Origin of the sequence: Paraburkholderia pallida (genome assembly GCF_004524855.1) — a bacterium.
In the GTDB taxonomy this organism is placed as follows: Bacteria; Pseudomonadota; Gammaproteobacteria; order Burkholderiales; family Burkholderiaceae; genus Paraburkholderia; species Paraburkholderia oxyphila.
The window spans coordinates 1,409,357-1,433,427 of the sequence record NZ_CP038151.1; the positions used below are offsets into that span (position 1 = coordinate 1,409,357).

At 62.3% G+C, this 24,071-nt stretch carries 22 protein-coding genes; 15 read left to right on the plus strand and 7 right to left on the minus strand.

All coding sequences use genetic code 11. The features are described from left to right. Window positions 1–206 precede the first annotated feature (206 nt). The 5 genes from E1956_RS41045 to E1956_RS41065 all read right to left on the minus strand — a co-directional run bounded on the left by E1956_RS41045 (window position 207) and on the right by E1956_RS41065 (window position 6,161). Window positions 207–995, minus strand: a complete 789-nt coding sequence (locus tag E1956_RS41045; RefSeq protein ID WP_134758998.1) for an enoyl-CoA hydratase/isomerase family protein — start codon at window positions 993–995, stop codon at window positions 207–209. Window positions 996–1,004: 9 nt separating this feature from the next. Further along, window positions 1,005–2,735, minus strand: coding sequence for a CocE/NonD family hydrolase (locus E1956_RS41050; RefSeq protein WP_134758999.1), 1,731 nt, complete (start codon window positions 2,733–2,735; stop codon window positions 1,005–1,007). A gap of 217 nt (window positions 2,736–2,952) precedes the next feature. Continuing rightward, window positions 2,953–3,876 carry an amidohydrolase family protein gene (locus tag E1956_RS41055; protein ID WP_134759001.1) on the minus strand — a complete coding sequence of 308 codons (924 nt, stop codon included), beginning with the start codon at window positions 3,874–3,876 and terminating at the stop codon, window positions 2,953–2,955. Between the two features lie 16 nt (window positions 3,877–3,892). Continuing rightward, window positions 3,893–4,987, minus strand: a complete 1,095-nt coding sequence (locus tag E1956_RS41060; protein ID WP_134759003.1) for a porin — start codon at window positions 4,985–4,987, stop codon at window positions 3,893–3,895. 382 nt (window positions 4,988–5,369) lie between these two features. Continuing rightward, window positions 5,370–6,161 (minus strand): enoyl-CoA hydratase/isomerase family protein, encoded by a 792-nt coding sequence (locus E1956_RS41065; protein WP_134759005.1) that lies wholly within the window; start codon window positions 6,159–6,161, stop codon window positions 5,370–5,372. 332 nt (window positions 6,162–6,493) lie between these two features. Here E1956_RS41065 and E1956_RS41070 point away from each other — a divergent pair, with 332 nt between their 5' ends. From E1956_RS41070 to E1956_RS41085, 4 genes are all read left to right on the plus strand, one after another. Continuing rightward, window positions 6,494–7,258 (plus strand): TetR/AcrR family transcriptional regulator, encoded by a 765-nt coding sequence (locus E1956_RS41070; RefSeq protein ID WP_167760279.1) that lies wholly within the window; start codon window positions 6,494–6,496, stop codon window positions 7,256–7,258. A 317-nt stretch (window positions 7,259–7,575) separates the two neighbouring features. After that, a complete protein-coding gene (locus E1956_RS41075) occupies window positions 7,576–8,364 on the plus strand; it encodes an enoyl-CoA hydratase/isomerase family protein (protein WP_134759009.1) in 789 nt (262 codons plus the stop codon). A 40-nt stretch (window positions 8,365–8,404) separates the two neighbouring features. Continuing rightward, entirely contained in the window at window positions 8,405–9,427 is a 1,023-nt protein-coding gene (locus tag E1956_RS41080) for an LLM class flavin-dependent oxidoreductase (protein ID WP_134759011.1), read from the plus strand. Between the two features lie 115 nt (window positions 9,428–9,542). After that, on the plus strand, window positions 9,543–10,373 hold the full coding sequence (locus E1956_RS41085) for an alpha/beta fold hydrolase (protein WP_167760280.1): 831 nt from the start codon (window positions 9,543–9,545) through the stop codon (window positions 10,371–10,373). Window positions 10,374–10,427: 54 nt separating this feature from the next. Here the strand turns inward: E1956_RS41085 and E1956_RS41090 are convergent, their stop codons facing one another. Then, window positions 10,428–11,195, minus strand: coding sequence for an IclR family transcriptional regulator (locus E1956_RS41090; protein WP_134759015.1), 768 nt, complete (start codon window positions 11,193–11,195; stop codon window positions 10,428–10,430). Window positions 11,196–11,480: 285 nt separating this feature from the next. Between E1956_RS41090 and E1956_RS41095 the strand changes: the two genes are divergently transcribed. The 8 genes from E1956_RS41095 to E1956_RS41130 all read left to right on the plus strand — a co-directional run bounded on the left by E1956_RS41095 (window position 11,481) and on the right by E1956_RS41130 (window position 19,433). After that, window positions 11,481–12,338 (plus strand): pirin family protein, encoded by an 858-nt coding sequence (locus E1956_RS41095; RefSeq protein WP_134759017.1) that lies wholly within the window; start codon window positions 11,481–11,483, stop codon window positions 12,336–12,338. A gap of 52 nt (window positions 12,339–12,390) precedes the next feature. Continuing rightward, entirely contained in the window at window positions 12,391–13,257 is an 867-nt protein-coding gene (locus E1956_RS41100) for an aldo/keto reductase (RefSeq protein ID WP_134759019.1), read from the plus strand. Window positions 13,258–13,494: 237 nt separating this feature from the next. Next, entirely contained in the window at window positions 13,495–14,007 is a 513-nt protein-coding gene (locus tag E1956_RS41105) for a bacteriohemerythrin (protein ID WP_134759021.1), read from the plus strand. A gap of 28 nt (window positions 14,008–14,035) precedes the next feature. Further along, entirely contained in the window at window positions 14,036–15,043 is a 1,008-nt protein-coding gene (locus tag E1956_RS41110) for a PDR/VanB family oxidoreductase (protein WP_134759023.1), read from the plus strand. Window positions 15,044–15,140: 97 nt separating this feature from the next. Next, complete coding sequence (locus E1956_RS41115; RefSeq protein WP_232072262.1) at window positions 15,141–16,388, plus strand: Rieske 2Fe-2S domain-containing protein; 1,248 nt, start codon at window positions 15,141–15,143, stop codon at window positions 16,386–16,388. Between the two features lie 24 nt (window positions 16,389–16,412). Then, complete coding sequence (locus tag E1956_RS41120) at window positions 16,413–17,681, plus strand: Rieske 2Fe-2S domain-containing protein (protein WP_134759027.1); 1,269 nt, start codon at window positions 16,413–16,415, stop codon at window positions 17,679–17,681. 11 nt (window positions 17,682–17,692) lie between these two features. Beyond that, window positions 17,693–18,520 (plus strand): SDR family NAD(P)-dependent oxidoreductase, encoded by an 828-nt coding sequence (locus E1956_RS41125; protein WP_197732997.1) that lies wholly within the window; start codon window positions 17,693–17,695, stop codon window positions 18,518–18,520. A 244-nt stretch (window positions 18,521–18,764) separates the two neighbouring features. Beyond that, window positions 18,765–19,433, plus strand: a complete 669-nt coding sequence (locus tag E1956_RS41130; RefSeq protein ID WP_134759029.1) for a MarR family winged helix-turn-helix transcriptional regulator — start codon at window positions 18,765–18,767, stop codon at window positions 19,431–19,433. Between the two features lie 5 nt (window positions 19,434–19,438). On the opposite strand, the gene E1956_RS41135 is transcribed toward E1956_RS41130, so the two are convergent. Then, window positions 19,439–20,470, minus strand: coding sequence for a porin (locus E1956_RS41135; RefSeq protein WP_232072455.1), 1,032 nt, complete (start codon window positions 20,468–20,470; stop codon window positions 19,439–19,441). A gap of 892 nt (window positions 20,471–21,362) precedes the next feature. Here E1956_RS41135 and E1956_RS41140 point away from each other — a divergent pair. Genes E1956_RS41140 through E1956_RS41150 form a run of 3 tightly spaced genes read left to right on the plus strand, consistent with a single transcriptional unit; the run spans window position 21,363 to window position 24,012 of the window. Next, on the plus strand, window positions 21,363–22,823 hold the full coding sequence (locus E1956_RS41140) for an aldehyde dehydrogenase family protein (RefSeq protein ID WP_134759033.1): 1,461 nt from the start codon (window positions 21,363–21,365) through the stop codon (window positions 22,821–22,823). 43 nt (window positions 22,824–22,866) lie between these two features. Continuing rightward, window positions 22,867–23,307 carry an Rrf2 family transcriptional regulator gene (locus tag E1956_RS41145; protein ID WP_134759035.1) on the plus strand — a complete coding sequence of 147 codons (441 nt, stop codon included), beginning with the start codon at window positions 22,867–22,869 and terminating at the stop codon, window positions 23,305–23,307. A gap of 60 nt (window positions 23,308–23,367) precedes the next feature. Beyond that, window positions 23,368–24,012 (plus strand): NADPH-dependent F420 reductase, encoded by a 645-nt coding sequence (locus tag E1956_RS41150; RefSeq protein WP_134759037.1) that lies wholly within the window; start codon window positions 23,368–23,370, stop codon window positions 24,010–24,012. The last annotated feature ends 59 nt before the right edge of the window (window positions 24,013–24,071 follow it).

Consider the following 24,071-nt stretch of genomic DNA (forward strand, 5'->3'; position numbering starts at 1 on the left):
GCGATCCTCCACCGCTGCTGTGCGTTTCGGACTCGAGGCCCGCTGATACGGAACGGCTCCACCGGGGCGACGTTTGCTCCCCTCGTCGGCGGCACAAGATCCGTGTCGCCCGATTCACTCAAATAATTTGACATGCTAACGATTCCGTACAATTCCCGAGCCCGAATAACGCCCGCCCCTGCCCTCTTTGCGGACGTGAAACGCGGCTACTTCCCGTGGAAAACCATGTCGCTGGGTTCCTCGTCGCGGTCGAACGCCTTGGCCGTGTGAGCGAATCCACGCGTGGCGTCTTCCGTGAGGTAAAGGGGCATGGTGATATCGAGCATGGCCGTGTCGGCAGCCGCCACGCCGCCGCCCGACCACGCCTTGAGCAGCGTGCGTGTAGCCGCGTACGACAGCGTAGGACCGTCGGCGAGACGCGCGACCAACTCGTTAGCGACGCGCTCGAGCGTTCCCGGCTCCGCGAGATGTGTCACGATGCCCAGACGTTCCGCCTCGCTGCCCGGAATGCCTTCACCGAGCATGGCGAACCGCGAGGCACGGCCACGTCCGACACGTTCGGCGAGGCGCTGCAGCGCACCGGCAATGGGCAGCATCGCCGTGGTCACCTCGACGCAACGGAATACCGTGTCGGCCTCCGCCACGATGAAGTCGCAGTTCAGCGCAAGCTCGAAGCCGCCGCCTAACGCCAGGCCCTGCACCACCGCCACCGTCGGGATACGCAGCGCCTCGATCGCACGATACGAAGTGTTGACTTCGGCCACGAAGGTGCGGAACCAGTTCAGATCCTTGCCCGGCCATTCGCGCACTTCGCCGCCGAGACTGAAGTGGGGCCCTTCGGCCCGCACGACCAGCACGCGAATATCGCTTTCGCTCGCTTCATGAACGGCTTCCCGCAGGCATCGGGCGAACTCAGTATCGAGCCGGTTGTAGGGGGGATTCGCCAGGACGATGCTCCCCACCTTGCCGTCGCGCTCAAAACGAATACTTTTCATCAGGAAACCTCATTTATTCGGCGGAATGATCGGGAGCAGCAGATGCGAGGGACGCTCGGCGTCGCGATAGATCTTGTGCGTAACGGTATTGCTGCTGCACACGTGATACGGAATGTATTCGACGTCCGTCATCGCGCCCGTCCCGGTCGGCACATCAAGGCTGCTGATCTCGACACAAATGCGGTGGCCCGCCTTGAACTGGTTGGCCGTCGCCAGAATCTGGATCTCGTACTTGACGACCTCGCCCGGCGTGACCGGTTCGATCGAATCCTTCGTGAGCTTGTGGAACGGCTCACCCGGCTTGGAGCGGTCGGGATCCGTTGCGCGGTAGGAAGCCTTGAGCCAGCCACGCGTCAGCTCGCGCTCCGGCAGCGTATCCGGAACACTGCGCTCGCCTACGCGCGCAGTGACGACCGAGACGTCGGGGCCCACGTCCTTGAGCGTGACGATCCAGTTCGTATCGGGCTGGTCGAGCTCCGCGTAGACCGTCAGCGAAATCGGGCCCGCGACCATCACGTCATGGGGAAGCGGATCGGTCATGTAGCGCAGACGCTCGACCTTCGAGGTCTTCTTGAGCGGCATTTGCGTGAACACGTCGGGCTCGCGCAGCGCATTGCCGACTTCCGCAGCCGGCCGCGGCGGCTCCGTGGAGAGCTGCTCCCAGCTACCCAGGTAGTACTTGGTCCATTGCGTCTCGGGCAAGGGCCAGTCGGTGCCCGTGCGCCACTCGTTCGCGCCCATCGCCCAATAGCGCACGGGCGGCTCGTCCATGATGCCGGTATCGATGCCCTTGAGCCAGTAGTCGTACCAGCGGATCACTTCGTCGTGGTACTGATGAAACGGACGCTCCAGGTGCGCGGGTCCCGTGAAAAGCAGCTTGCGCGGCTGCTTGACGTTCTGGAAGTAATGCTGCGCGCCGAGCCAGTGCAGCTTGTAGGTGTAGGCATAGGCGCCCGAACCCGTATAGAACGGCACCTTGATCGACTTGAAGAATTCCTCTGCGCGCTCGACGGTCCCGTCCTGCTCCCACGGGTTGGTCATGATGTGATACATCACCCACGTTCTCTGACCCTTCTGCGTCAGGATGTTGTAGAGGTTGATGTACATCTTGTAGTCGGGGTTGCGCATGGCCTCGCGCCACAGCGCTTCCTGCTCGTCGGGGAGCGGCCCCGGCACGCCGCGCGGCTCGTGCACCGTGCTGAAGACATCGAGCAGATACGGGAACGTATGCACGACGCCACCAGGGTTGAAGTCGCGAAAGCCGAACATGCCACCGTATGCGCTGCAGGCATCGTAGGGGAAGATGGCCTTGAGCGCCGGGTGCCCTTGTGAAGCGGCGCGCCACTGCTCGCCCGCAAAGCCCGAAATACCCACCATGCCGACTTTGCCGTTCGACCACGGCTGCTGCGTGATCCACTCGATCATGTCGTAATGGTCGGTGTTTTCCTCGCCGTAGTGGCCTTCCGATTTCGCGGACCCACGCGGTTGCGCGATCACGTGCACGTAGCCGTTTGCGACGAAGCGGCGGCTGTCGCCTGCCTCCACGGGCCCGAACCAGAGCGGCGCGTGCGCGGGCTGCGGCGGCAGCACATCGGCAATGTCCGGACCCTGCAGGTCCTTGTTGTGCAGCGCCGAAGCGTAAAGCACCGGGTACGGGCCGGCGCCATCCGGCCGATAGACGTCTACCGCGAGGCGGGTGCCATCCCGCATCGTCACGATGACATCGCGTTCCTCAATCATGTCTCCTCCACGGATGTTGGTACGTCCTGCTCAGGCAGGCAGCCATTTGCGCATTCGCATGCGAAACCTGCCTGTGTACGTTGCACTTCACGCTGGCTCTTCACCAGCGCAATCCGGGGGATCCGGACTGTTGATTCACTATACTTCACGACCGTAAAGTCCGCAAGACGAAAAACCCTGGTGGCCGCGCCGCGAGCTCGGCCTCAAAGGGCAAACGTCAACGCCCCAGCAGGCGCGCTGCGTTTTCTCCGTAGACCTTATCCATGTCGACGCCGGGAATCTCGATGTGGTCGAGTGCCGTGCCAAACTGCCGGATCGCCGCGGTTGGTGCGAACGGGAAGTCGGTTCCGAACAAGATGTGATCGGGCGTCGTGATTTGCGCGAGCGCGCTCAATGGCGCCTTTCCGCCCGATAGCGCCGTGTCGTAATACAGCGACTTGAACGCCTCGAGCGGGTCGCCCACACGCTCGATCGCGCCCGGCATCATGGAAATGGAGAGCGCGATACGCGGCACGAGGAACGGCAAGGTGCCTCCCGCGTGCGAAAGAATGAAGCGGACATTGCTGAACTTGCGCAGCGCGCCCGAGATGATCAGGCTGGTAGCGGTGCGCGTGGTCTCGAACGGATACTCGAGCACCGAAGCCGGCGCGACGCGCGGTATCTCGTGGGGCGGCTGGTTCGGGTGAACGAACACCACGGCGCCGCGCCGGTTCAGCTCCTCGAACAGCGGCGTGAAATGCGGATCCCCCAGATACATGCCGTCGTAGTTCGTGAAGAGAATGAAGCCGTCGACCTTGAGCACGTCGAGGCTGTAGCTCACCTCCTTCAAGGCCGCGTCGATATCCGGCAGCGGCAAGCTGGCAAACGAGCCAAAGCGCGTCGGATGCTTCGCCCTCAGATCGGCCGCAAAATCGTTGCATTTCCTGAGCAGCGTGGCAGCTTCCGGAATCGTGGGCCCGGAGGAGATCGACAGAATGCCCACGTCGATGCCGTTTTCATCCATCATCGCGAGCGCGGCCTCTTCAGACCACGTTGGCGCGACGCCGTTTGGCATCGCGGCGTTCAGGATGTCGAGGCCAACGGCATCGATATAAAGCTTCGGAAGGAAATGCTGGTGCGTATCAATTTTTTGCTGCGGCATGACTCTGTTCTCCTGACTAAAATTTGTGACGCAAGCCCACGCGAAGAATGCCCTGCGACCGCCCGCTCGATGGGGCGGTGTCGTAAGTGATCTGTGCTTGCGTCGCCGAGCCGCCCGCCTTCATCCATTCGGCGGCGGCGTAAATATCGGTGCGTTTGGAAAGGTAGTAATCCGTGAAAAGACCGAGTGCCCGATAGATTGGGGACTCACTGGTCGAATCGATCTTGCCGTGGGTGTACACATACACGATACCCGCGAGCAGATCGGGCTTGAACTGGTAGCCAAGATTCGCCTCGTAGTTGTCGAAGCGAACATCGCCGCCCTGAAACGCTTTCTTGAACCGAGTCGTGGTGTACTCGAGGCCGACTGTTGCGTTGCCGAACCGGTATTGCGCACCCGTGCCTGCGATCGTCTGACTTTGTGCATTGGGCACGTAGGCGGCAAATGAAACCGCGTTCGGCGCCACGCTGTTGAAGACAGCGGTATAGGGATTCTTGATATAGGTGTACGCGGCGGCGGCATACAACGGCCCGCGAGCGTAGCTCAGGCCGAATGACTTCACGCTATCGGTGGAGAACTGTCCCGCCTGGCCACCAAAGCTATAGAGTCCCGCGACGGAGAATCCGGCGACAACAGGGCTGACGTACTTGACCGCATTGTTAATACGATTGCTCCCGGCCGTATTGTCGATGTCGCCGGCGTGGGCGAAATAGACGGACCAGTTCAGCCCCGCATTGATCTTTGAAAGCAGATCGCCCATTTCCTCGTACTGACGCCCCAGCGTCAGGGCCCCGTACCGGCTTGTGAGCCCCACGTAAGCCTGCCGGCCAAAGAGCGCGCCGTTGTTGCCGATGTTGCCGGTGGATGGGTCAAAACCGTCTTCCAGAACAAAGACCGCTTTCATGCCTCCGCCCAGATCCTCTGCACCTCTAAGCCCCCAACGCGAGATCGAAGCCCCGCCGCTCTGAAGCTGCCAGTTCGAATGGCCCTTCTGGTTGGAGGTATAGGTGATGCCTTCGTCGATGATTCCATACAAGGTCACACTGCTCTGCGCATACGCCGATGCCGAGACGGCACATAGCGAAGCGACCACACACGTCACGCCCTTCATCTCCAGTCTCCTCCAACGTTTGTTTGCTTTCGTCCGAACATTGTCGATAGCCACCGCAATGTCTGTTTTTATTTTTACCGATCGTACAGCTTTAGATTAGCCAAATATTTTCCGGTCGTACAGTATTGTTAGACTGGGACTATCCCTATAGGGCGTCGGTGGGACGACTATGGAGCGCGGCGCCTGCACGAATCGGGCCGGGGCCCGAGATTGCTGATGGAGTGAGGGAGCGCGAACGCGCTGGAGGGGGCGTGCTTTCGTGTTTTCGTGTTTTCGTGCGAGCGCCACGACTGCGCGTAAGCGGTGGCGGCCGCCCTAGTGACTCAAAGGCAGCGGCTGTGCAGCCCGGCGGGGTTGATCGGCCCCGCCGGATACAAGGACGTCACGCGGAGGGCGAGCTTACCGGCCGATCCGATCGGCCAACGAATGCTGCAACGCGGCGAGCGAACTCGCTCGTGGAGGCGCACCGCAGAAACGCCTGCTTCTCGTTCTCGAGGTGCTGCTCGAGGCCATCGCCCGCGGCCAGGCCAACGAGCTGCTTCATCTCGCGAACGGCGGCAGGCGGCAAAGCCGCCACCTTTCGCGCCATCGCAAGCGTCTCTTCCTCGAGCGCGTGCGGCTCGGCAAGCGCTTGCACGAGGCGCAACGCGGCGGCTTCGTCCGCGCTCAGCGCGCCGCGCGCCAGCATCAGCTCAAGGGCCTGGGCCGGCCCCAGCCGGCGCGTCAGATGCCAGGAGAGCCCGCCATCGCTGGAGGTGCCAAGCGCTCCGTAACCGACCACGAAGCGGGCTGACGTGGACGCGACGGCAAAGTCGCACGCCATGGCCAGCGAGAAGCCCGCACCCGCGGCAGCCCCTTGAACGCTCGCAATCACGGGAATGGGCAAGCGCCTGATCGCCAGAATTGCGGCGTGAAGCTCGCCGATCAAGGTTGCGAGAAATGTATCGGACCGCTCCAACCCGGCCAGAATCTGGGCGAGATTGCCTCCCGCCGAGAAAATTCGGCCGGTTGCGCGGATCACCGCCACGCGATGCTTCGCACTCGTCTGGATTGTTTCGAGCGCGTTCAGCAAGCCTTCGCAGAATGCCAGATCGATTGCGTTGGCTTCGGCGTCGTTGCTCAACGTGATGACGGCGATCTCGTCGACTTCGGTCAGGGTAATGGGGCGTGGCATGGGCTGGGCATCTCGGTGGGAAAGAACGGCCGTTCAATCAGGTGGACCAAACGTTATTGGCACGCGAACGCTGCTGGAGGGTGCGTGCCCTTCACGGGTGGACGGCTCAGGACTATCCCCAGTTAACCGTCTCGCGGTCTTACTATATTTTACTTTCGTGAAATTTAAAAGGAGTGTGTGCCGAAGCCCGAGACGCTCACCGCAGGCGCATGCTTTCGTTTGTATTATACTTTTGTACAGTTTTCCGCTGACCCGCCTGATTGGTGGGCGCCAGCCACCCAAACGCCGTCGGGATGAGCGCCCGGTGCGGTGATTCACTATCGGGAATGCAAATGGTAGAACGCGCAGTCGCCAGCAAGAGCACCGGCAGGAAGGGCCGGCCGACGGATCTCAAGCGAGCCGAGCAGCAGCGCGCGCAGGAAACGCGCTGCGCCATTCTGAACGCGGCGCTTGCGGAGTTCGCCGCGAAGGGCTATGAGGGTGCGAGCATCCGCGGCATTTCCGAGCGGATTGGCTTGCAGCATCCGCTCATCACTTACCACTACCGGTCGAAGGATATTCTGTGGCAGGCCGTGGCGGAGCATGTCTTCGAACGCATCCGCGCGCAGTGGGAGGTCTATCTGGACGAGACGCCCCCGGATAGCGCCGCTGAGCGGGTCCGGCTCGTGTATCGCGCCCTCTTCCGCTTCACCGTCGACTATCCCGAGTTTCATCGCTTCATGCTGCAGGAATTTCTCGGGTATAGCGCGCGGTTGCAGTGGGTGGCCGACTCTGTGCTCAAGCCGCTCATCAACTGGCTGCTGCCGCAGATTCAAGAGGCGCAGGACGAGGGCACGTTGCCCAAGATGGAACCCATCCTGTTCCATTACCTGGTGATCAGCCTGACTTCGACGCTTTCCGGCTTTGGGCCCGAGATGCAGGCGACGGCCAATATCTCTCCGTCCGATCCCGCTGTGGTCGAGAGCTACTGGAATGCCGTCGAGGATCTCGTCTTCAACAAGAAGGCCCTGCCTCTGGAACTCGCGAAAGCGCAGCCGCGTGCTTTCGGCGTCGAGAAGCCTCTACGCCCGGCATCTCGCGCGAAGTCCAGCGCGTAAGCTCCCCACACTGCGCCGTGCGAGCAAGGCTCGACACGGCGCGCTGCGTCAAGCCTCCTTCCCTCGCCCCGCGGCTCTGCGGGACTTCCTCCCCAGACGCTCCAATCCGCCAGCACGCGCCTGACGTTCGCGCGTGCGCTCAATAGCACATGCCAAACCAGGCAAACCCCCATCGCCAGATGGATTGACACGCTCATCTCCGCGCCCTAACATACAACTATGCTGCACGCATTCAATATTGTTGAACGTTAGATCGGCGTGAAGCTGGGAGACATGAAGGTTTCGTCATTTTCATCATTTATTAAGGATTCCTTTCAATGAGCGTCATCTCCTTCGAGCGTCACGAGAACGTGGGTCATATCGTCCTCGCCAATCCTCCCGCGAATCTCATTGCGTCCGACTTCGCCAACGCGCTCGAAAGCGCCGTGCGCGAAGCGAGCAAGTCCGATATCAGGTCATTGCTGATTCGCGCGGAGGGTCCCAACTTCAGCTGCGGGGGCGACGTGCTGGATTTCATCGACAAGGATTTCGACGAGTGGCGCACGTTCATCTCGCAGATGCACTACACCTACCGTTCCATCGAAGCGCTGCAGATTCCGACGATCGCGGCCGTGCGCGGCGCGGCGTTCGGCGGCGCGTTCGAGCTCGCGCTGGCTTGCGACATTATTGTTGCTGCGGAAAACGCCACGTTCCGCTGCATCGAAGCCTCCGTTGGCTCGGCGCCAGTCGCAGGCGGCGTGCAACGCCTGGCGGAACGCGCCGGCCGTGCCTACGCGGCGCGCTACGCCATGCTGAGCGAACCCATGTCCGGCACCACCGCGGGCCAACTTGGCGTTGCAGCATTTGTCGTTGGCGAAGAGCAGGTCGAGGACGTTGCCGAGGATCTCGCCGTCAAGCTTTCCAACGGCCCCACGCGCTCCTATGGCGCGATTCGCGCGCTCCTGAAGGCATGGTCGGCAGGCGGTGTGCCCGGCGCCGATGCGCTGATCCTCGATCTCACCATGGGGCTGCACCGGACTGAGGACGCGCGCATGGGGAGAACGGCACGTGCAGAAGCCCTTGCTCGCGGAGTCGAACCGGCTCCGGTCGTTTTTGTCGGCAGATAGCGCTGAGCCCGAAGATCACCTGCACCTTACTGGAACAACGATGAAATTCGGCATCTTTGACCAAAACGATCGCAATGGCCTGCCTGTTCATAAGCAGTACGAAGACAGGCTGCAGATCATCGAGCTTTACGACAAGCTTGGCTTCCATGGCTATCACATGTCGGAGCACCATGCGACCACGCTAAGCGCCTGCCCTTCACAAAACGTGTTTCTTGCGGCCGCCGCGCAACGCACGAAGAGGCTGCGCCTGTCGCCGCTGGTCTACATCCTGCCAGTCCACCATCCCGTGCGTCTTGCCGAAGAAATCTGCATGCTCGACCATCTGAGCCACGGCCGCCTGGAGTATGGCGTGGGCCGGGGCGCCTCGCCCCATGAAATCGAGGCGCTCGGTATCGATTCGGCCACCGCTCAGGCCAGGTACGTCGAGTCATATGAAATCATCAAGCGGTACTTGAGTTCGGCTACCCTCGATTACCAGGGAAAGTTCTGGCAATTCAACGATGTGCCAGTCGAACTCAAGCCGCTGCAAACACCGCCCCCGACGTGGTACGCGCTGGCATCGCCCGATTCGACCGTATGGCCCGCCCAGGAAAAGATGAACATCGTTTGCGGCGGCCCCGTGCAACGCGTCAGGTCGATTACCGACCGCTATCGCGAGGAGTTCGCAAAGAGGCATCCCTTGTCCCACGAGCCGCTCATGGGTGTGAACCGCTATATCGTGGTGGCCGAAACGGACCAGGAAGCCATGGCAATCGGCTCGCGCGCATGGTCGACCTTCTATCCGAACTTTTTCAAGCTCTGGAAGAAGCACGGCACGCAGCCCGTCAACGCAAAGCTTCCGCCGACGTTCGAGCCGCTCGTGGAATCGGGACTCGCCGTGGTCGGCCGGCCCGAAACGGTCCGCGAAAAGCTGCTGGAACAGGCGCAGCAAGGCGCGTTCAACTATCTGATCGGGACGTTCATGTTTGGCGACATGTCCGTGTCGGAAGCGAGGACCAGTATCGGTCTGTTTAGCGAATCGATCATGCCGGCATTCGGCGAGTCGCCAATGCTCCTCTCATGAGCGCAAGCCATCTATTCGCTCCCGAACAGCCAGCGATCGAGGCGTTCGAAAAAGCGCCTGAAATATGAGCCACCTATACATGATTGAATCTGACCGTCATCTGCTTGAAGCGTCGTTGCCCGCCATCGAGCAAATTCAACTGAATCTCCCCACTCTGGCCGATCAACGGGTTATCACATATCGCGCGGCGGGCGACGCGCGCGCGCCCGCCATCGTCCTGCTGCACGGCATTGGCTCGAGTTCGGCGGGCTACCGTGCGCAGTTCGCGGCACTGAGCAAGACGCATCGCGTGATTGCCTGGGACGCCCCAGGTTTCGGGCAAAGCAGCCCGTTCGCAATCGACGCGCCCGCTGCCTCGGACTATGCACAGGTGCTGCTGGCCCTGCTAACCGAGCTGGGCATCGCATGCGCAACCGTTGCAGGCAGCTCCTGGGGAAGCGTGATCGCGGCGACGTTCGCGGCGCGGTATCCGCTGGCGACGCATGCCCTCGTCTTGAGCGCACCCAATGTGGCGCGGGGCCATCTATCCGGTGAGGAACGGAGCGTGGCACGAGAGGCCCTGATGCGAAGCGGCGCGGCGCAGTCGGACGAGGCGCGCGCCGCCGTGGTGGACGCCCTGGTCGCGCCGGGTGCCGGGCCTCTGGTTCGCGCGCACGTGGCCAGGCTAAGAGATGCCGTAACGCCGACGGGATGGCAACACGCCGTGGACATGCTGTTTTCCACCTCCACGCCCACTGTGGTTGCGTCGATCGAGGCGCGGATGTCCGTCGTTGTCGGCAACCTCGACCGCGTCGCTCCACTTGAAGAGCATGCCCGGCCCCTTCACATGGCCGGCCGAGACTCGACGCTGCATACACTCGACGGCATCGGCCACATGCCGAAACTGGAGGCGCCGGGCGCATTCAACGCCATCGTGCTCGCAGCTGCAGCAGCAAAGGCCGCTTGACGAAAGCGCATAAGCCGCGCTGCGGCCGCGGCGCATGCCCGGCCGCTAGCCGATTTAGCGGGCGACCTTTCCGCCCAGCGCAACCGTAGCCCGATTGGCGCAATCGAGCAGTGCCTTGACCGCGTCGCTCTGCGCGTCCGTGTCCAGCGTGGCGGAGGTACCAATGAGACTGATCGCGAATCGAAGCTCCGCGTCCCTGTCCCAAATGGGCGCGGCGACGGACACATAGCCGAGGTCCGCGCGATGAATGGATGTAAAGCCATTGGCGCGCAATTCGGCAAGCGCTTCTTCGCGCAGCGAAGCGGGCGTCAACGGCTGTTGCGCGCTGAGCTCGCGGCTGATGAGTTCCTCTGTGCGGGCAGGTTGAAGGCACGCAATGAACAACTTGCCCGCCGCCGTCGTGACAAGCGGGATCAGGCCCGTTCTCAGCTCGAGCATACTGCGCGCGTCGCCTTCCTGTTTGAAGAGACTGACCGGCCCGTCTTCGGCCCAGGCGGTCACGGCGGCGCCACTGCGCGTTGCGTCCCGCAGCGCGATGACCTCCCGCCGCACGATGTCGAATCCATCAAGCTGATTGATAGCGCTCATGCCCAGGGCAAGCGACGCCGGCCCGAGCTTGTAGCACCCGGGTTTCTCGTCCGCCGCAACCAGCCCGGTCCGCACGAGGCTGATCATGTAGTTGCTCGTCGCGCTTGGCGAGAGTTCGGAGAGCGCGGCAATCTCCTTGAGCGGCAATGCCCGCACACTCGTCTGCAACGCCGTCAAGATCCGGAACGCAATCTCGACGGACTGGATGCCGCGTCTCGCAGTCACATTGTCCATTGTTCAGTCATATCGAAGTCGCGAAAAACTCCACACCGCGTTCGCACGGACGGCCGCCATATTGGCGCCCGAGGGCGCAGCCTCAGGTAATTCAACATAGATTATGTCATTCATTAATGTTGAACTCAATTCCCGCGAGCCCCGTTCAATCTTGATCCGGGGATATCCAGGCTCGGATGTATCGCCCGTGGCGATGGGTTGCATCGAGGAATACAGGCTTCTTTGCGAAAACGCCGTCGCGTAACCTTGCCGTATGCCATCACGAATCGAGGATGCCGGCCCATCATGTATTCCGAACATTCCGCAACCGACCTGTCACTGGCTTCATCGCAAAGAACGATTGTTGCCCGGACCGCTGGCCGCCAGCATGGTCCCATCACGCGGCTCGTCAGCCCGTCCGATCTGGGCGAGTTGCTGAAGCCCTTTGTTTTTCTCGATCACTTCGATAACTCGGCAGCAACCAACATGCGGTTTGCCATGCACCCTCATTCCGGCATTGCGACGACGACCGTGCTGCTGGAAGGCGAGGTCGAGTATGAAGACACGACAGGCGCTTCAGGGATCCTGCCGGTCGGCGGCGTCGAGTGGATGAACGCGGGGTCGGGCGTATGGCATGACGGCCGCGCAACGGGCGATGGGCGTGGGCGCGGCTATCAGCTGTGGGTCGCGTTGCCGCCCGGGCTCGAACTGGGCGTTCCCCATAGCCAGTATTTGTCCGCGAGCGAAGTCCCTCGCATCGGACCGGCCAGCGTCGTACTGGGGTCCTATGGAAATGTCGAAAGCCCGATTGCCGCGCCGCCAGGCATCAATTATCTGCTCGTGCGGCTAGCGGCGGGGACCCAGTGGCAGTACATCCCGCCACCGGGGCACAACGTCGCCTGGCTCAGCGTTCAACGCGGCGCACTGAATATTGGCGACGAGCGCGTCGCCAACGAGCTCGTAGTATTCGAAGAATCCGAAGAGCGTCTGGTCATCACGGCAGACGGGGATTCGGAGTTCGTTCTCGGCTCTGCCGTCGCGCATGCGCACGAGCTCGTGCTCGGCTATTACTCGGTCCATACCACGGCGCAGGCGTTGCGCGCGGGGGAAGACCGCATCATGGAGATTGGGGCAGAGCTGCGTCGCATTGGCCGCATCAAATAGCCCCATGCCTCCCTCATTCCCTTTAACCGCTTCACCAAAGTACAGAGACCCCATGGCCCCGAACAACCGCGAAGAACCCGCCGTGCCAGACGTCCATGTCGGTAACGCGGCCATTCCGTCCATTGGCTACGGCACTTACGGAATGAGTGGCGCAGACATCTACCGGGTGGTACCCGAGGCCCTGCGCGCCGGTTTCCGTCATATCGACACCGCGCAAATCTACCGTAATGAAGGCGAGATTGGTGACTGTATCGCTGCGTCCGGCATTCCAAGACGTGATCTCTTTCTGACGACCAAGGTCTGGGTAAGCCACTACGGCAGTCAGCACTTCGAAGCATCGGTCGACGAGAGTCTGCGCAAGCTAAGGACCGACTATGTCGACCTGCTCTTGCTGCACTGGCCGGGATCGGACGTGCCGCTGCCCGAACAGATCGAGGGGCTCAACACGGTCGTGCGCGCGGGCAAGGTCCGGCATATCGGCGTCAGCAACTTCAACCGCGGCCTGATGACCGAAGCGGTCCGGCTCTCCGCGGCCCCGCTTGTGACGAACCAGTTCGAATATCATCCGTACCTGAACCAGTCCTTACTCGTCAAAAGTACCCTGCAGGCAGGACTTGCCGTAACCGCCTATTGCGGCATGGCTGTCGGCCGTGTCTTCAAGGAGCCAGCGCTCGAGCGGATCGCGGCCCGCCACGACAAAACCATCGCCCAAATTGTCTTGCGATGGCTCGTGCAACAGCACGGTACGGTTGCGCTTTCAAGAACCACTCGCGTCGATCGGCTCGCGGAGAACCTTGCGGTGTTCGACTTCGAGCTGGACCGTGCGGACATGGCGGCCATACACGCACTGGCGACGGCGAACAGCCGGATCGTCGATCCTCCCGGACTCGCTCCGCAGTGGGACAGCACCGCCCCTTGACTCCATGAACCTGCGGGATGGCGCCGCGATCACGCGCGCGCCCTCCGTTCGCACTCAGCCACGCTGTACTTGCCTTCCCTGGAAGTGATCTTGGACCGATGCATCGTTCAATGACACTCCGTTCCCCGCTTCACCCATCAGCGTTTCCCCTACCTCGACACCGTCTGCCTCGCCATTATATCTTCCTGAGAAGATGTTTAAGAAAACGTGTTTGACAGGACAGGCGTGCGTTGACAAATGAAACCACTGGATGATCACGGGACGATCTGCGCGTCCCCGTCTGCACCGAAACCAACTGAAGCGCAAATATCAGCGGCTCCGCGCTTCGTCTGGGACGACGACTACGCGCTCGGCCATCGGTCGATGGACGAGACGCATCACGAGTTTGTTGCGTGCGTCAATGCCTTGCTCACCGTTGGAGACGACGGCATCGCGGCAGCGCTCGAGACTTTCGCCGAGCACGCAAACCGGCACTTCGGCGAAGAGGACGACGCCATGCGTGCGAGCGCCTATGGCTCGGCCGGCTGCCATATCGATGAACACGCCGCTGTGCTCCGCTCAGTCGACGAAGTTCGCGAGGCGCTCGCACAAGGGCGAACCCAAGTCGTGCGTGCCTTCGCGAAGGCGCTCGTGGACTGGTTTCCCGAGCATGTGCGTGTGATGGACCAAGGCCTCGCACGCTGGCTGGTTCAGCAGGAACTCGGGGCGGCTCCCGTGGTCATCCGGCGCCGCCTGGACCTTGCCGCCTGACATGCCCCTCTTTTATCTGGACGCTCTCATGGAAACTGTCAAATCCCCCGTCGGCGATACGTTGCAGGTCCGGGTCTCAGCCAGGACGCCGTTGGCCGAAGATATTCTCGGCTACGAATTCACCCCTGTCTCGGACACACCGTTGCCCGACTTCGAAGCCGGCGCGCACATCGACGTGCACCTGCCCGGCGGCCTGGTGCGTCAGTATTCTTTGTACGACCTGCCAGGCGACACGCCGCGCTATCGCATCGGTGTGCTGCGCGACGCCAGGTCTCGAGGCGGCTCGGTTGCGTTCCACGAAAGCGTGCAGGAGGGCGACACACTCTCGATCAGCGTCCCGCGCAATCACTTCGCGCTGCAGAGCGGCCCTGACCGATCGATCCTGTTTGCAGGCGGCATCGGCATTACACCGATCCTCAGCATGGCGCAGCAACTCGCGCGCGAGAACCGGCCTTTCGAGCTGCACTACTGCGGGCGCTCGCTGCCGCGCATGGCGCTGATCGATCGCCTGCGCCAGATCGCGTCGCCCGACGGCGTGCAGGCGCAGATGCAAGCGCAGGTGCATATGCACATGGACGACGGCCCGGCCGAGCAGCAACTCGATGCGCGAGCCGCGATAGGCGCACCGTCTGCCGACCGGCATCTGTACGTGTGCGGCCCCACCGGCTTCATGGACACCATCCTGCAGACGGCACGCGAACTCGGTTGGGACGAAGGCCACCTGCATCGCGAATATTTCGCGGCGGCGCCCATCGAGACCTCGGGGGACGAGCGCTTCGAAATCGAGATCCACAGCAGTGGCCAGGTGATCGAGGTCGCCGCTGGCCAAAGCGTCGCGCACGCCTTGCTCGATGCGGGCTTCGATCTGCCGCTGTCCTGCGAGCAGGGTGTCTGCGGCACCTGCGTGACGAAGGTGCTGGCCGGCGTGCCGGACCATCGGGACCTTTATCTGACTGACGACGAGCGCGCAAGCAACGATTGCTTCCTGCCGTGCTGCTCACGTGCCAGGACATCCCGTCTCGTGCTTGATCTCTGATCGCCGGTCAATCATCGCCAAATATTCTAGCGAGGAGTCGCAAATGCTAAGCAGGCAGGATAACGAATTAATGTGCCGGATTGGAGCAGGGACACCCATGGGCGATGCGATGCGCCGCTTCTGGCTGCCGGTGATCCAGTCCGCGGACATGCCCGAGGCGAACGGCGACCCCCAAACGGTCGAGCTGCTGGGCGAGCGCTTCGTGGTGTGGCGCGACGAGCAGGGCCGGCCTGGCCTCTTTGCGGAAGGTTGCCTGCACCGCGGCGCCTCGATGCAGCTGGCCCGCTCGGAAGGCGATGGCCTGCGCTGCATCTACCACGGCTGGAAGTTTGCCGTGGACGGCAAGGTGCTGGAAACACCGAACGTAGAAGACCCGAAATTCAAGGAGCGCATCAAGGGCCGCACCTATCCGGTGCGCGAGGCGGGCGGCCTCGTATGGGCGTATCTGGGCCCGCAGGGCGACGCGCCGCCCTTTCCGCACTGGGCGTTCATGGACCAGCCGGACGCGCATCGCATCAACGCCTGCGCGGTCATCAACGCCAATTTCGTCCAGGTGATGGAAGGACTCGTCGACTCCTCGCATTTGACCGTGCTGCACAGCTCGGCACTGGCGAGGACCAATGACTCCGAGCTCGACTATGCGAAAAAGACCTCGCATATGCAGTTCGACGCGGCGCCAAAAATCGAAGCCGACGAAACGGACTTCGGCTTCCACTATGTCGCCATCCGCCAGACCGGTGACACGCGCATCGCCCGGGTCACGGCGTTCGCCGCGCCCTGCTTCATCGCCAATGCAAACGGCGATATCTGGCTCGCGATCGTTCCGGTGAACGACGAGCGCTGCAACCTGTATCACGTGTGGTGGGACGCCGAAAAGCGCGTTGGCGAAGAGCCGCTGCGCAGCGAGCAATTGCTGTTCGTCGGTCTCGACGAGCCAACCTTGCGCAAGTACGGCATGACGGCGGATACCTGCGACTCCGCGGCAGCGATGTCGCTTGCCAACGCCTTTGGCCAGGACCGCGCAAAGCAGCGCGGCGGCCACTTCACCGGCTTCGACAGCATCACGCAAGAAGACGCGGCGTGCAGCGTGTCGAGCGGCGCGATCCGCGACCGCTCGCAGGAGCTGCTGTGCCCCGCGGATATCGCGATCAGCCGCCTGCATCGCAGCCTGCTGGCCTGCGCACGGGCCGCTCGCGACCAACGCGAGATCCCTGCGCTGCGCGCTGCGTCGGGCGGCGCCATCGGCATCTCCGCCGAGATCGGCCAGGACCAGGACTGGCGTAGCCTGGTTCCGCACCACCGGATCGTCTCGGCGCAAGGCGCACGTACAGAACGCAGCCAATAACTGAACACTGACAAGGAGTCCTGCATGTTGAATCGCGAAGACAATGAGCTGCTCTGCCGTGTCGGCCCGGGAACGCCGGGCGGCGCCTTGATGCGACGCTTCTGGCACCCGGTGTGCACGTCCGCCCAGTTGCCCCACCCGGACTGCGCGCCACTGCGTGTGCGCCTGCTCGGCGAAAACTATGTCGCCTTCCGGGACACCGAAGGCCAGGTCGGCTTTCTGGAAGAGCTGTGCATGCACCGTGGCGCGTCGCTCGCGCTGGGACGTGTCGAGGAAGGCGGCATCCGCTGCCTCTATCACGGGTGGAAGTTCAGCGCCTCCGGCAGCGTGATGGAAACGCCGAATCATGCTGACCCGAAGTATGCACAGCGCCTGAAGGCGCCCGCCTTTCCCGTGCGCGAGGAAGGCGGCATCGTCTGGGCCTACGTGGGCCCCGCCGGGCAGGTCCCGCCGTTCTCGCGCTACGCGTTCATGGACGCCCAGCCGCAGCACCGCGTCGTCCTGCGCATCAACGTCGCCTGCAACTACTTGCAGCTCGTCGAGGGTGGCGAAGACAGCTCGCATGTCGGCGTGCTGCACACCAACATGGCGCGCCCCGGCTGGAAGGACAACGAGTTCACGCGCAACCCGGATGTGGTCAATCCTGCCGCGCTCGCTTCCAACGACCTGGAGCCGACGCTCAAGATCGAGGAAACGGCGTTCGGCTTCCACTATGTTGCCTTGCGCAAGACCGACGATCCGAAGATCCGCAATGCGCGCGTGGTGCCGTTCATCGTGCCTTATGGCCGCATCATCCCGGCCCCGGCGTTCCTGTTCACCGTGCTCGAGGTGCCCGAGGACGACATGCACACGAGCACCTTCATCGTCGTGCATGGCGATGCGCCGATCACCGAAGAGAAGATCATCGAGCTGCTGGGACTGAATGACCCGCGCTACTACGATCGCAAGAGCTGCACCTTCACGGCCAGCTGGGCGGATACGTTCGGCCAGAACCGCGAGCTGATGAAGGAGAACTGGACCGGATTGCGCGGCGTAGAGGTTGAAGATGCCACGATCGGGCTCTCCCAGGGGCCCCTCTACGACCGTTCGCGCGAGCACCTCGTGCCCGCCGACCAGGCCGTCGTGCGCGTGCGCCGTGTGCTCCTCGAGTCGATCCGGCGCGTAGCGGAAAACCGTCAGCCGGCGGCGCTCGGCCTCGACCTGCGCGGCGTAAGCGCTTGCGACAGGCAGCTCGACGAAAACGAGTCCTGGCAGGATCTGCTGCCTTCGCACCGCCAGCCGGCAACAGCCTGAGGAGCCTCGCCATGACCAGTCATTCCATGCGCCACGACGCGCCCGACTACCTCTCCCTCTTGCGGCTCGATGGCCGGGGGTTCGTGCTGCTGGGCGCCGGTCAGGGCATCGGCGAGCAGACCGCCCATGCGCTCGCGCAAGCCGGTGCCCGCGTCCTGTGCGTCGACAAAGACCCGCAGCTGGCCCGCAACATTGCCGAAGCCGTTGGCGGGATTCCCTGCGCCGCCGACGCGACCTCGCGCGCCGACATGGAGCGCGTGTTCGATACGGCGCGCCGGCAGTTCGGACGCGTGCACGGCGTGGTCGACATCATCGGCGTTGCGGGCATCAAGCCGCTTTCGGCGGTCGACGACGACTCCTGGGCCCAGCAATTCGACATCGTCCTGCGCCATGCGTACCTCGCCGTGCAGATCGGCGGTGAGATGATGAAGGCCGATGGCGGCGGCACCTTCGCGTTCGTCGGCTCGCTGGCCGGTGAGCGCTGCGTGCCGAACGAGGTCGCCTACGCCAGCTCGAAGGCCGCGTTGCATCATTTCGTGCGCAGCGCCGGCGCCGAGTATGCGCACCACGACGTGCGCATCAACGCGGTCTCGCCGGGCTTCGTGCGCACGCCGCGGCTGGTGCAGCGCCTGAGCGGAGCCACGTGGGCAACCATCGACGAAGCGATCCCCCTCGGGCGTGCCGCCTCGCCTGCTGACATCGCGGGCCACCTGCTGTTCCTGAGCTCGGACCTCAGCGCCCACATGGCCGGCGAAATCGTCAACGTCGATGGCGGTATTGGCGTGCTTGCCGCCGTGCCCAAGCTGACATTCGCACCGTCCGCGACACCGACACCCTGACGCCGATCGACGGCGAAGCTTTGCGAGGGAAGCCGGCCGAGGCCGGCTTCCCTGCTTTATACGGATATGCCGTGCCCGCCACACGCCCTCCGCCAATACCCTTTCCTTCGCTCCCGTCCCTCACGGACCCGCGTCATGATTTGGCGCCGGGAAATTTCCGTACAATAGTGAACGGCCGTACTGGCGGCTGGCCCGCGCCAGTCGAGCTCAAAAAAACGCATGAAATGGCAAGGAAACCATCGAGATGAGCAGCGCCGTTCCCAAGCAACCCGCACGCACCCGCACCAGCAAGAAAGCTTTGCCGGCACAAACGGAATCCGTGAGAAAGCCGGGTCTCCCCGGGAGCAGCCAGATCGAATTCATCACGCTGCAATGGCAGCGCGAACATAGCGATCTCGATCTTTCGAACTTCCTGCTCGCGATCTACTTCATGGGGCTCGGCACACTCGTCGAGCAGGCCTTCGACAAGATGTGCCAGCGCATGGCGGGGATCAGCGGCTCCGACATGCGGGTGCTACTCGCCTTGCGCCGCAGCGGCCATCCGTACGCGAAGCGCCCCACCGACCTGTATCGCGCGCTGCTCGTGACCTCGGGCGCAATCACCAAGAAGATCGACCGCCTGGCCGGCCTCGGCCTCGTGGAGCGGCAACCCGATCCCAGCCACGGCGGCGGGTTCATCGTGCATCTGACCAGGAAGGGTCTCGATCTCGTCGAGAAGGCGGTCGTGCGGCTCGCCGAAGAATCGTCGATCGCACCGGCCATGGCGCACTTTTCGGAGGAAGAGCGCGCCGCAGGCAATGCGTTTTGCCTGCGCGCGCTCGCATTGATGGAAGAACATGTGCTGCCCGGACTCGAAGAGCCCGATCAGGCAGCACCGAAGTCACGCGCCAAAAATACGCGGCGCGCGGACTGAGCGCGCTAGAACAGGTGGCGAATGCCGACGACCGTGCCTACCGTCGTGCCCGTGGTGCCGTAAAGCGCCCCGTCGATGGACAAGCCTGTGTCCATTTTCCCGTGGTTGTTCACAATGCCGACCTGGGCGTAAACCGATGTCTGTCTGGACAGGAGATATTGACCACCCACCGCGCCCAGAACAGAGTGATTCGAAGAATCATTGCGGTCGGTCGTGTACCACACGCCCCCGTTCACATCGATCGTCGGCGTAATATAGTAGTCAGCGCCGCCACCGTACACGTTGCTGCTGAACGACCCGGAAACCTTGTAGCTGGCGAACGATGCCTTGACGGTCAACGAGCCGAATTTATATGAGGCCCCCAGCATCCGGCCGAAAAAGTCCACGGTGGTTGGAATAGGCGTTTGCCCCGTGCCACCCGAATTTCCGTTGTAGAAAGCCGCATCGATCAACAGCGTGCCATTGTCGTAATGCAGATCCGCCGAGTATTGCCGGCCAGCCGCGAAATTACCGGCCTCGCCGCCAAGCGCATACATTACGCTACCCTGAAACCCGTATATGACGGGGCTCGTGTACGATACGGCGTTTGAATTGAACACCCCCGTAGCCGCTACGCTGTCGACGTAGATAATGGCGCTGCTGCCGAAGGTCGACATACCGCGAGGATCGAGTCTATAGGCTGCAAGAAAGAACGGGGAAAGTTGCAAGCCCGCCTTCACTTCGCCCAGATCGCTCTTCAAGCCAACGTAGGCCTGGCGGCCGAACAGATTCCCGTTCGAAATGCCAAAGCCCCCGTTTGCAACGCTGATGCCGCTTTCGAGCTTGAACTCCGCCTTCAGACCGCCTCCGAGGTCCTCCGTGCCCTGCAGACCAAACTGAGACGGCGCGGATCCAGAGTCGATAAGAGAAAATTGCTTCCCGGCATTCTGTCCGGTGGCGCTATTCAAGGTTTTGCTCGTGTATAACAAGCCCGAATCGAGCAGACCATACAACGTCACGTTGCTTTGCGCGTGAGCCACGCCTGCGAAAAGCACCATCGTCACACCGACTGCGATATTGCGCTTGGCGAACCATTCCGTCTTTACCATCTCCAGTCGTCTCCGATATATCGATTCTAGTTAAGTACAAGTCAAACATCCCCTGTCCGGCAGAAAACCAGAAGCTCTCTACCCGACACAGTCGTTCGTACAGCGTGGGTCACGGTGCCCGCGATTACCAGAAACACCCCATATTTTTCGGAAAATTACCGCAGTGTTTATTTTGATGTACTGATTACATAGAAAGATGGTGCGGCACTCAGAAGCATAGCCACCGGCGTGCGCCGGCGAATTCGTCCAGTTCGTCCACTCAAACCTTCACAGCCCTGGGATCCTGCTCGCAAGGATGCACACGCTCGACTCGCTCGCCCCGCTCAAGTAGACCATTTCATACAAATCATCTTCTAAGGAAGATACATCCATGGCATCTTCTGCGTCAACCAAGGCGATTCCAGGGAGTTACCCCAGTGGCGAAATGCTCATAAGCGGCGCGTTATTTCACGGAAAATGCTTCTGTAATCTCCATGCATTGCAAGCTGACGGCTATGCCGTCACCTTCCCGAGTACGCGAATTGATTTCCGCATAGTCTTCCGTGGAATACATTTTTCGTGTATGGATGGACAGTAAGTAAGCGCTACATGGCCGACTCGTGGCGAACCACAACGAAGCGTCAAAGGTCATTGATTTCAACGGCTTTGTGCGCAGCTGGCCGTCCGCCGAATCGCACTCATCGTTCTATCGCGTGCAACGTTGCGTTGCCGTACAGGAGATGTGCGCATGATCGCGGCCGACATAGTATTGCGCTGTGACCCGTAACTCCACGCTTCGGCCCGAGCGGCCGCATCTTCACCTGCGCTTGCGTGGACCAACCACCTGAATCAGGATTCCGAAATGAGTACAACACCAACTTACAAGTACTATGCGGGCGGGAAATGGCTCGAAGCCCAGGATGCGCAAACCTTCGAGGTCCTGGAGCCCTATAGCCGCCAACCGTTCGCGCGGGTTGCCGCGGGCGGACGCCCGGAAGCCCGCGTTGCGGTACAAGCCGCTGCCGAGGCATTTCCGGCTTGGTCCAGCACGCCGCCGGCCGAGCGTGCGCGCCTGTTCCTGAAGGCGGCTGAGATCGTCAAGCGCCGCCGCAGCGAGATTGCCAACGCACTCGCCCGCGAAACCGGCAGCACGATTTCGTTCGCCAACTTCCAGCAGGATCTCGTGGCCGCAACGCTCGAACAAGCGGCCGGCTGGATGTACCAGCCGGCGGGCCAGGTGCTGGCGACGAACCAGCCCGGCGCGCACTCCATCGCGGTGCGCCGCCCGCTGGGTGTGGTAGCGAGCTTCACGCCCTGGAACGGCGCCAACATTCTTTCCTGGCGCGCGGTCATCTCGCCGATCGGCGCGGGCAATACCGTCGTGGTGAAGCCCTCCGAACTCGCGCCCGTCTCTGCCGGCTTGATGCTGGCCGAGATTGCGCACGAAGCGGGTTTCCCTGAAGGCGTAATCAACGTCGTGTCCCACGCACCGGGCGCGGCAGGCGAAATCGCTGACGAGTTCTTCGATAACCCGGATGTGCGGGTCATCAACCTGATCGGCGGCGTCAAGACAGCGCGCATGCTCGCAGAGCGCGCGGGCCGCACGCTCAAGCGCACCGTGCTGGAGCTCGGCGGCTACAACCCGATGATCGTGCTCGACGATGTCGATCTCGACTATGCGGTCCGTACGGCGACATTCGGCTCGTTCTTCCATCAGGGGCAGATTTGCCTGAACACGCGCCACATCATTGTCCAGCGCAAGATTTACGACGAGTTCGTGACGCGATTCGTGGCCCGAACCCGGACCCTCACCAAGGGCGATCCGCAGAATCCGGCCACCATCATCGGACCGCTGGTGACGCCCGCCGCCGTCAAGCTCGTTGATGACCGTATCAAGGAAGCCGTCGCCAAGGGCGCCGTCGTACGCACCGGCGGCCGCCACGAAGGTCAGGTCTACGAACCTACGATTCTGACCGATGTTCCCGCCGACGCGCTGGTCGCCCAAGAGGAAACCTTCGGGCCCGTGGTCGTGGTCGAAGCTGTGGACACACCCGAGGAAGCCGTGGCAGCCGCCAACCGCACCATGTATGGCCTGTCCTCCTCGATTCTGGCAGGCGACACGTACCGCGCGTTCGAGCTCGCTCCCAAGATCCAGTGCGGGATCGTCAACGTCAATACGGCGACGGTCAACGACGAGATCCATGCGCCGATGGGCGGCGTGCGCGACAGCGGCTGGGGCCGCACCGGCCCGGACAGCCTGGCCGATTTCAGCGACGTCATCTGGATCAATTCGCGCAGCGCGCAGACGCCCTATCCGTTCTAGGCCAGCGGCGCGGCCATCTCGATCGTTTGATTCGCCCATCATCATGCCGACCAGCACGCGCTTCGCTGTCGCCGTTCACACGCTTGCCGCCATGGCGGCAAGCGGTGGCAAGCCCCTGCGCTCCGAAGACCTGGCGCATAGCGCCAGCACTAGCGCGGTCGTGATCCGAGCACTGCTGCAGCGCTTGAGCGATGCACGGCTCACGACCGCGCAGCTCGGCGCGGGCGGCGGCGCGTTGCTGGCGAGGCCTGCGAAAGAGATCAGATTGCTGGACGTGTATCTCGCAGTGGAGGACCCGGCGCTTTTTTCCTTGCACCGGAGCCCGCCCTGCGCCGACTGCCCGATTGGCGGCAACATCCTCGCCGCGATGCAGCCATCGCTGGATCGCGCGCGTCGGGCGCTCGAAGACGAGTTGGAAAAGGTGAGCGTGGCCGATATCGCGCGAGAGGTCGCGCGGCTCGGTCAGTTCGCCATTGCGTTGTAGTAGTGCTTTTTTTTACCCACAAATGTCACTGTGTCGGTGACAGATTTTCTGGAGATTTGTATGAGCATCGGTATCATTGGATCGGGCAATATCGGCGGCGGTTTCGCTCGCGCGCTGGCCAGCAAGAATATCCCCGCTGTGATTGCCAACAGTCGCGGCCCGGAATCGCTAAAGGCGTTGACTGAAGAGTTGGGGCCGTCCATCAGGGCCGTCACGGTGGCCGAAGCGGCTCGGGCCGACATCGTGCTGGTGGCGGTGCCATGGGACGCGATCAAGGATGCGCTTGGCGGGCTCCCGGACTGGAATGGCCGGATCGTGATCGACAGTAACAATCCGCTTGTGCATCTTGATCCGGATTCCGCTGATGCTGGGGATACGGCGAATCCGTTTGCAGCGCTTGGGATCAAGCCCGCGGATATCGGCGGGCGGTCGTCGAGTGTGGTGTTCTCTAACTGGGTGCCCGGCGCGCGTGTCGTGAAGGCGTTCAATCATCTGAATGCGCAGGTGTTTGATAGTCTTCAGGTGCCCAATGGGCAGCGGGTCTTTTTCCTTGCGGGTGATGATGCTGATGCCAAGGTGCAGGTTGGCAAGCTGATTGCGCAGCTGGGGCTGGCTAGCATTGACCTGGGGTCGCTTGAATCTGGTGGACGGTTGATTCAGATTCCGTTTGGGCCGCTTTCTATTGTTAATCTTGTGGCGATCTAAGGGCTCCGTTTGAAAACGGTGTGATTTTTAAGGCGTTGGCCTTAACTTGTATTCGCGGC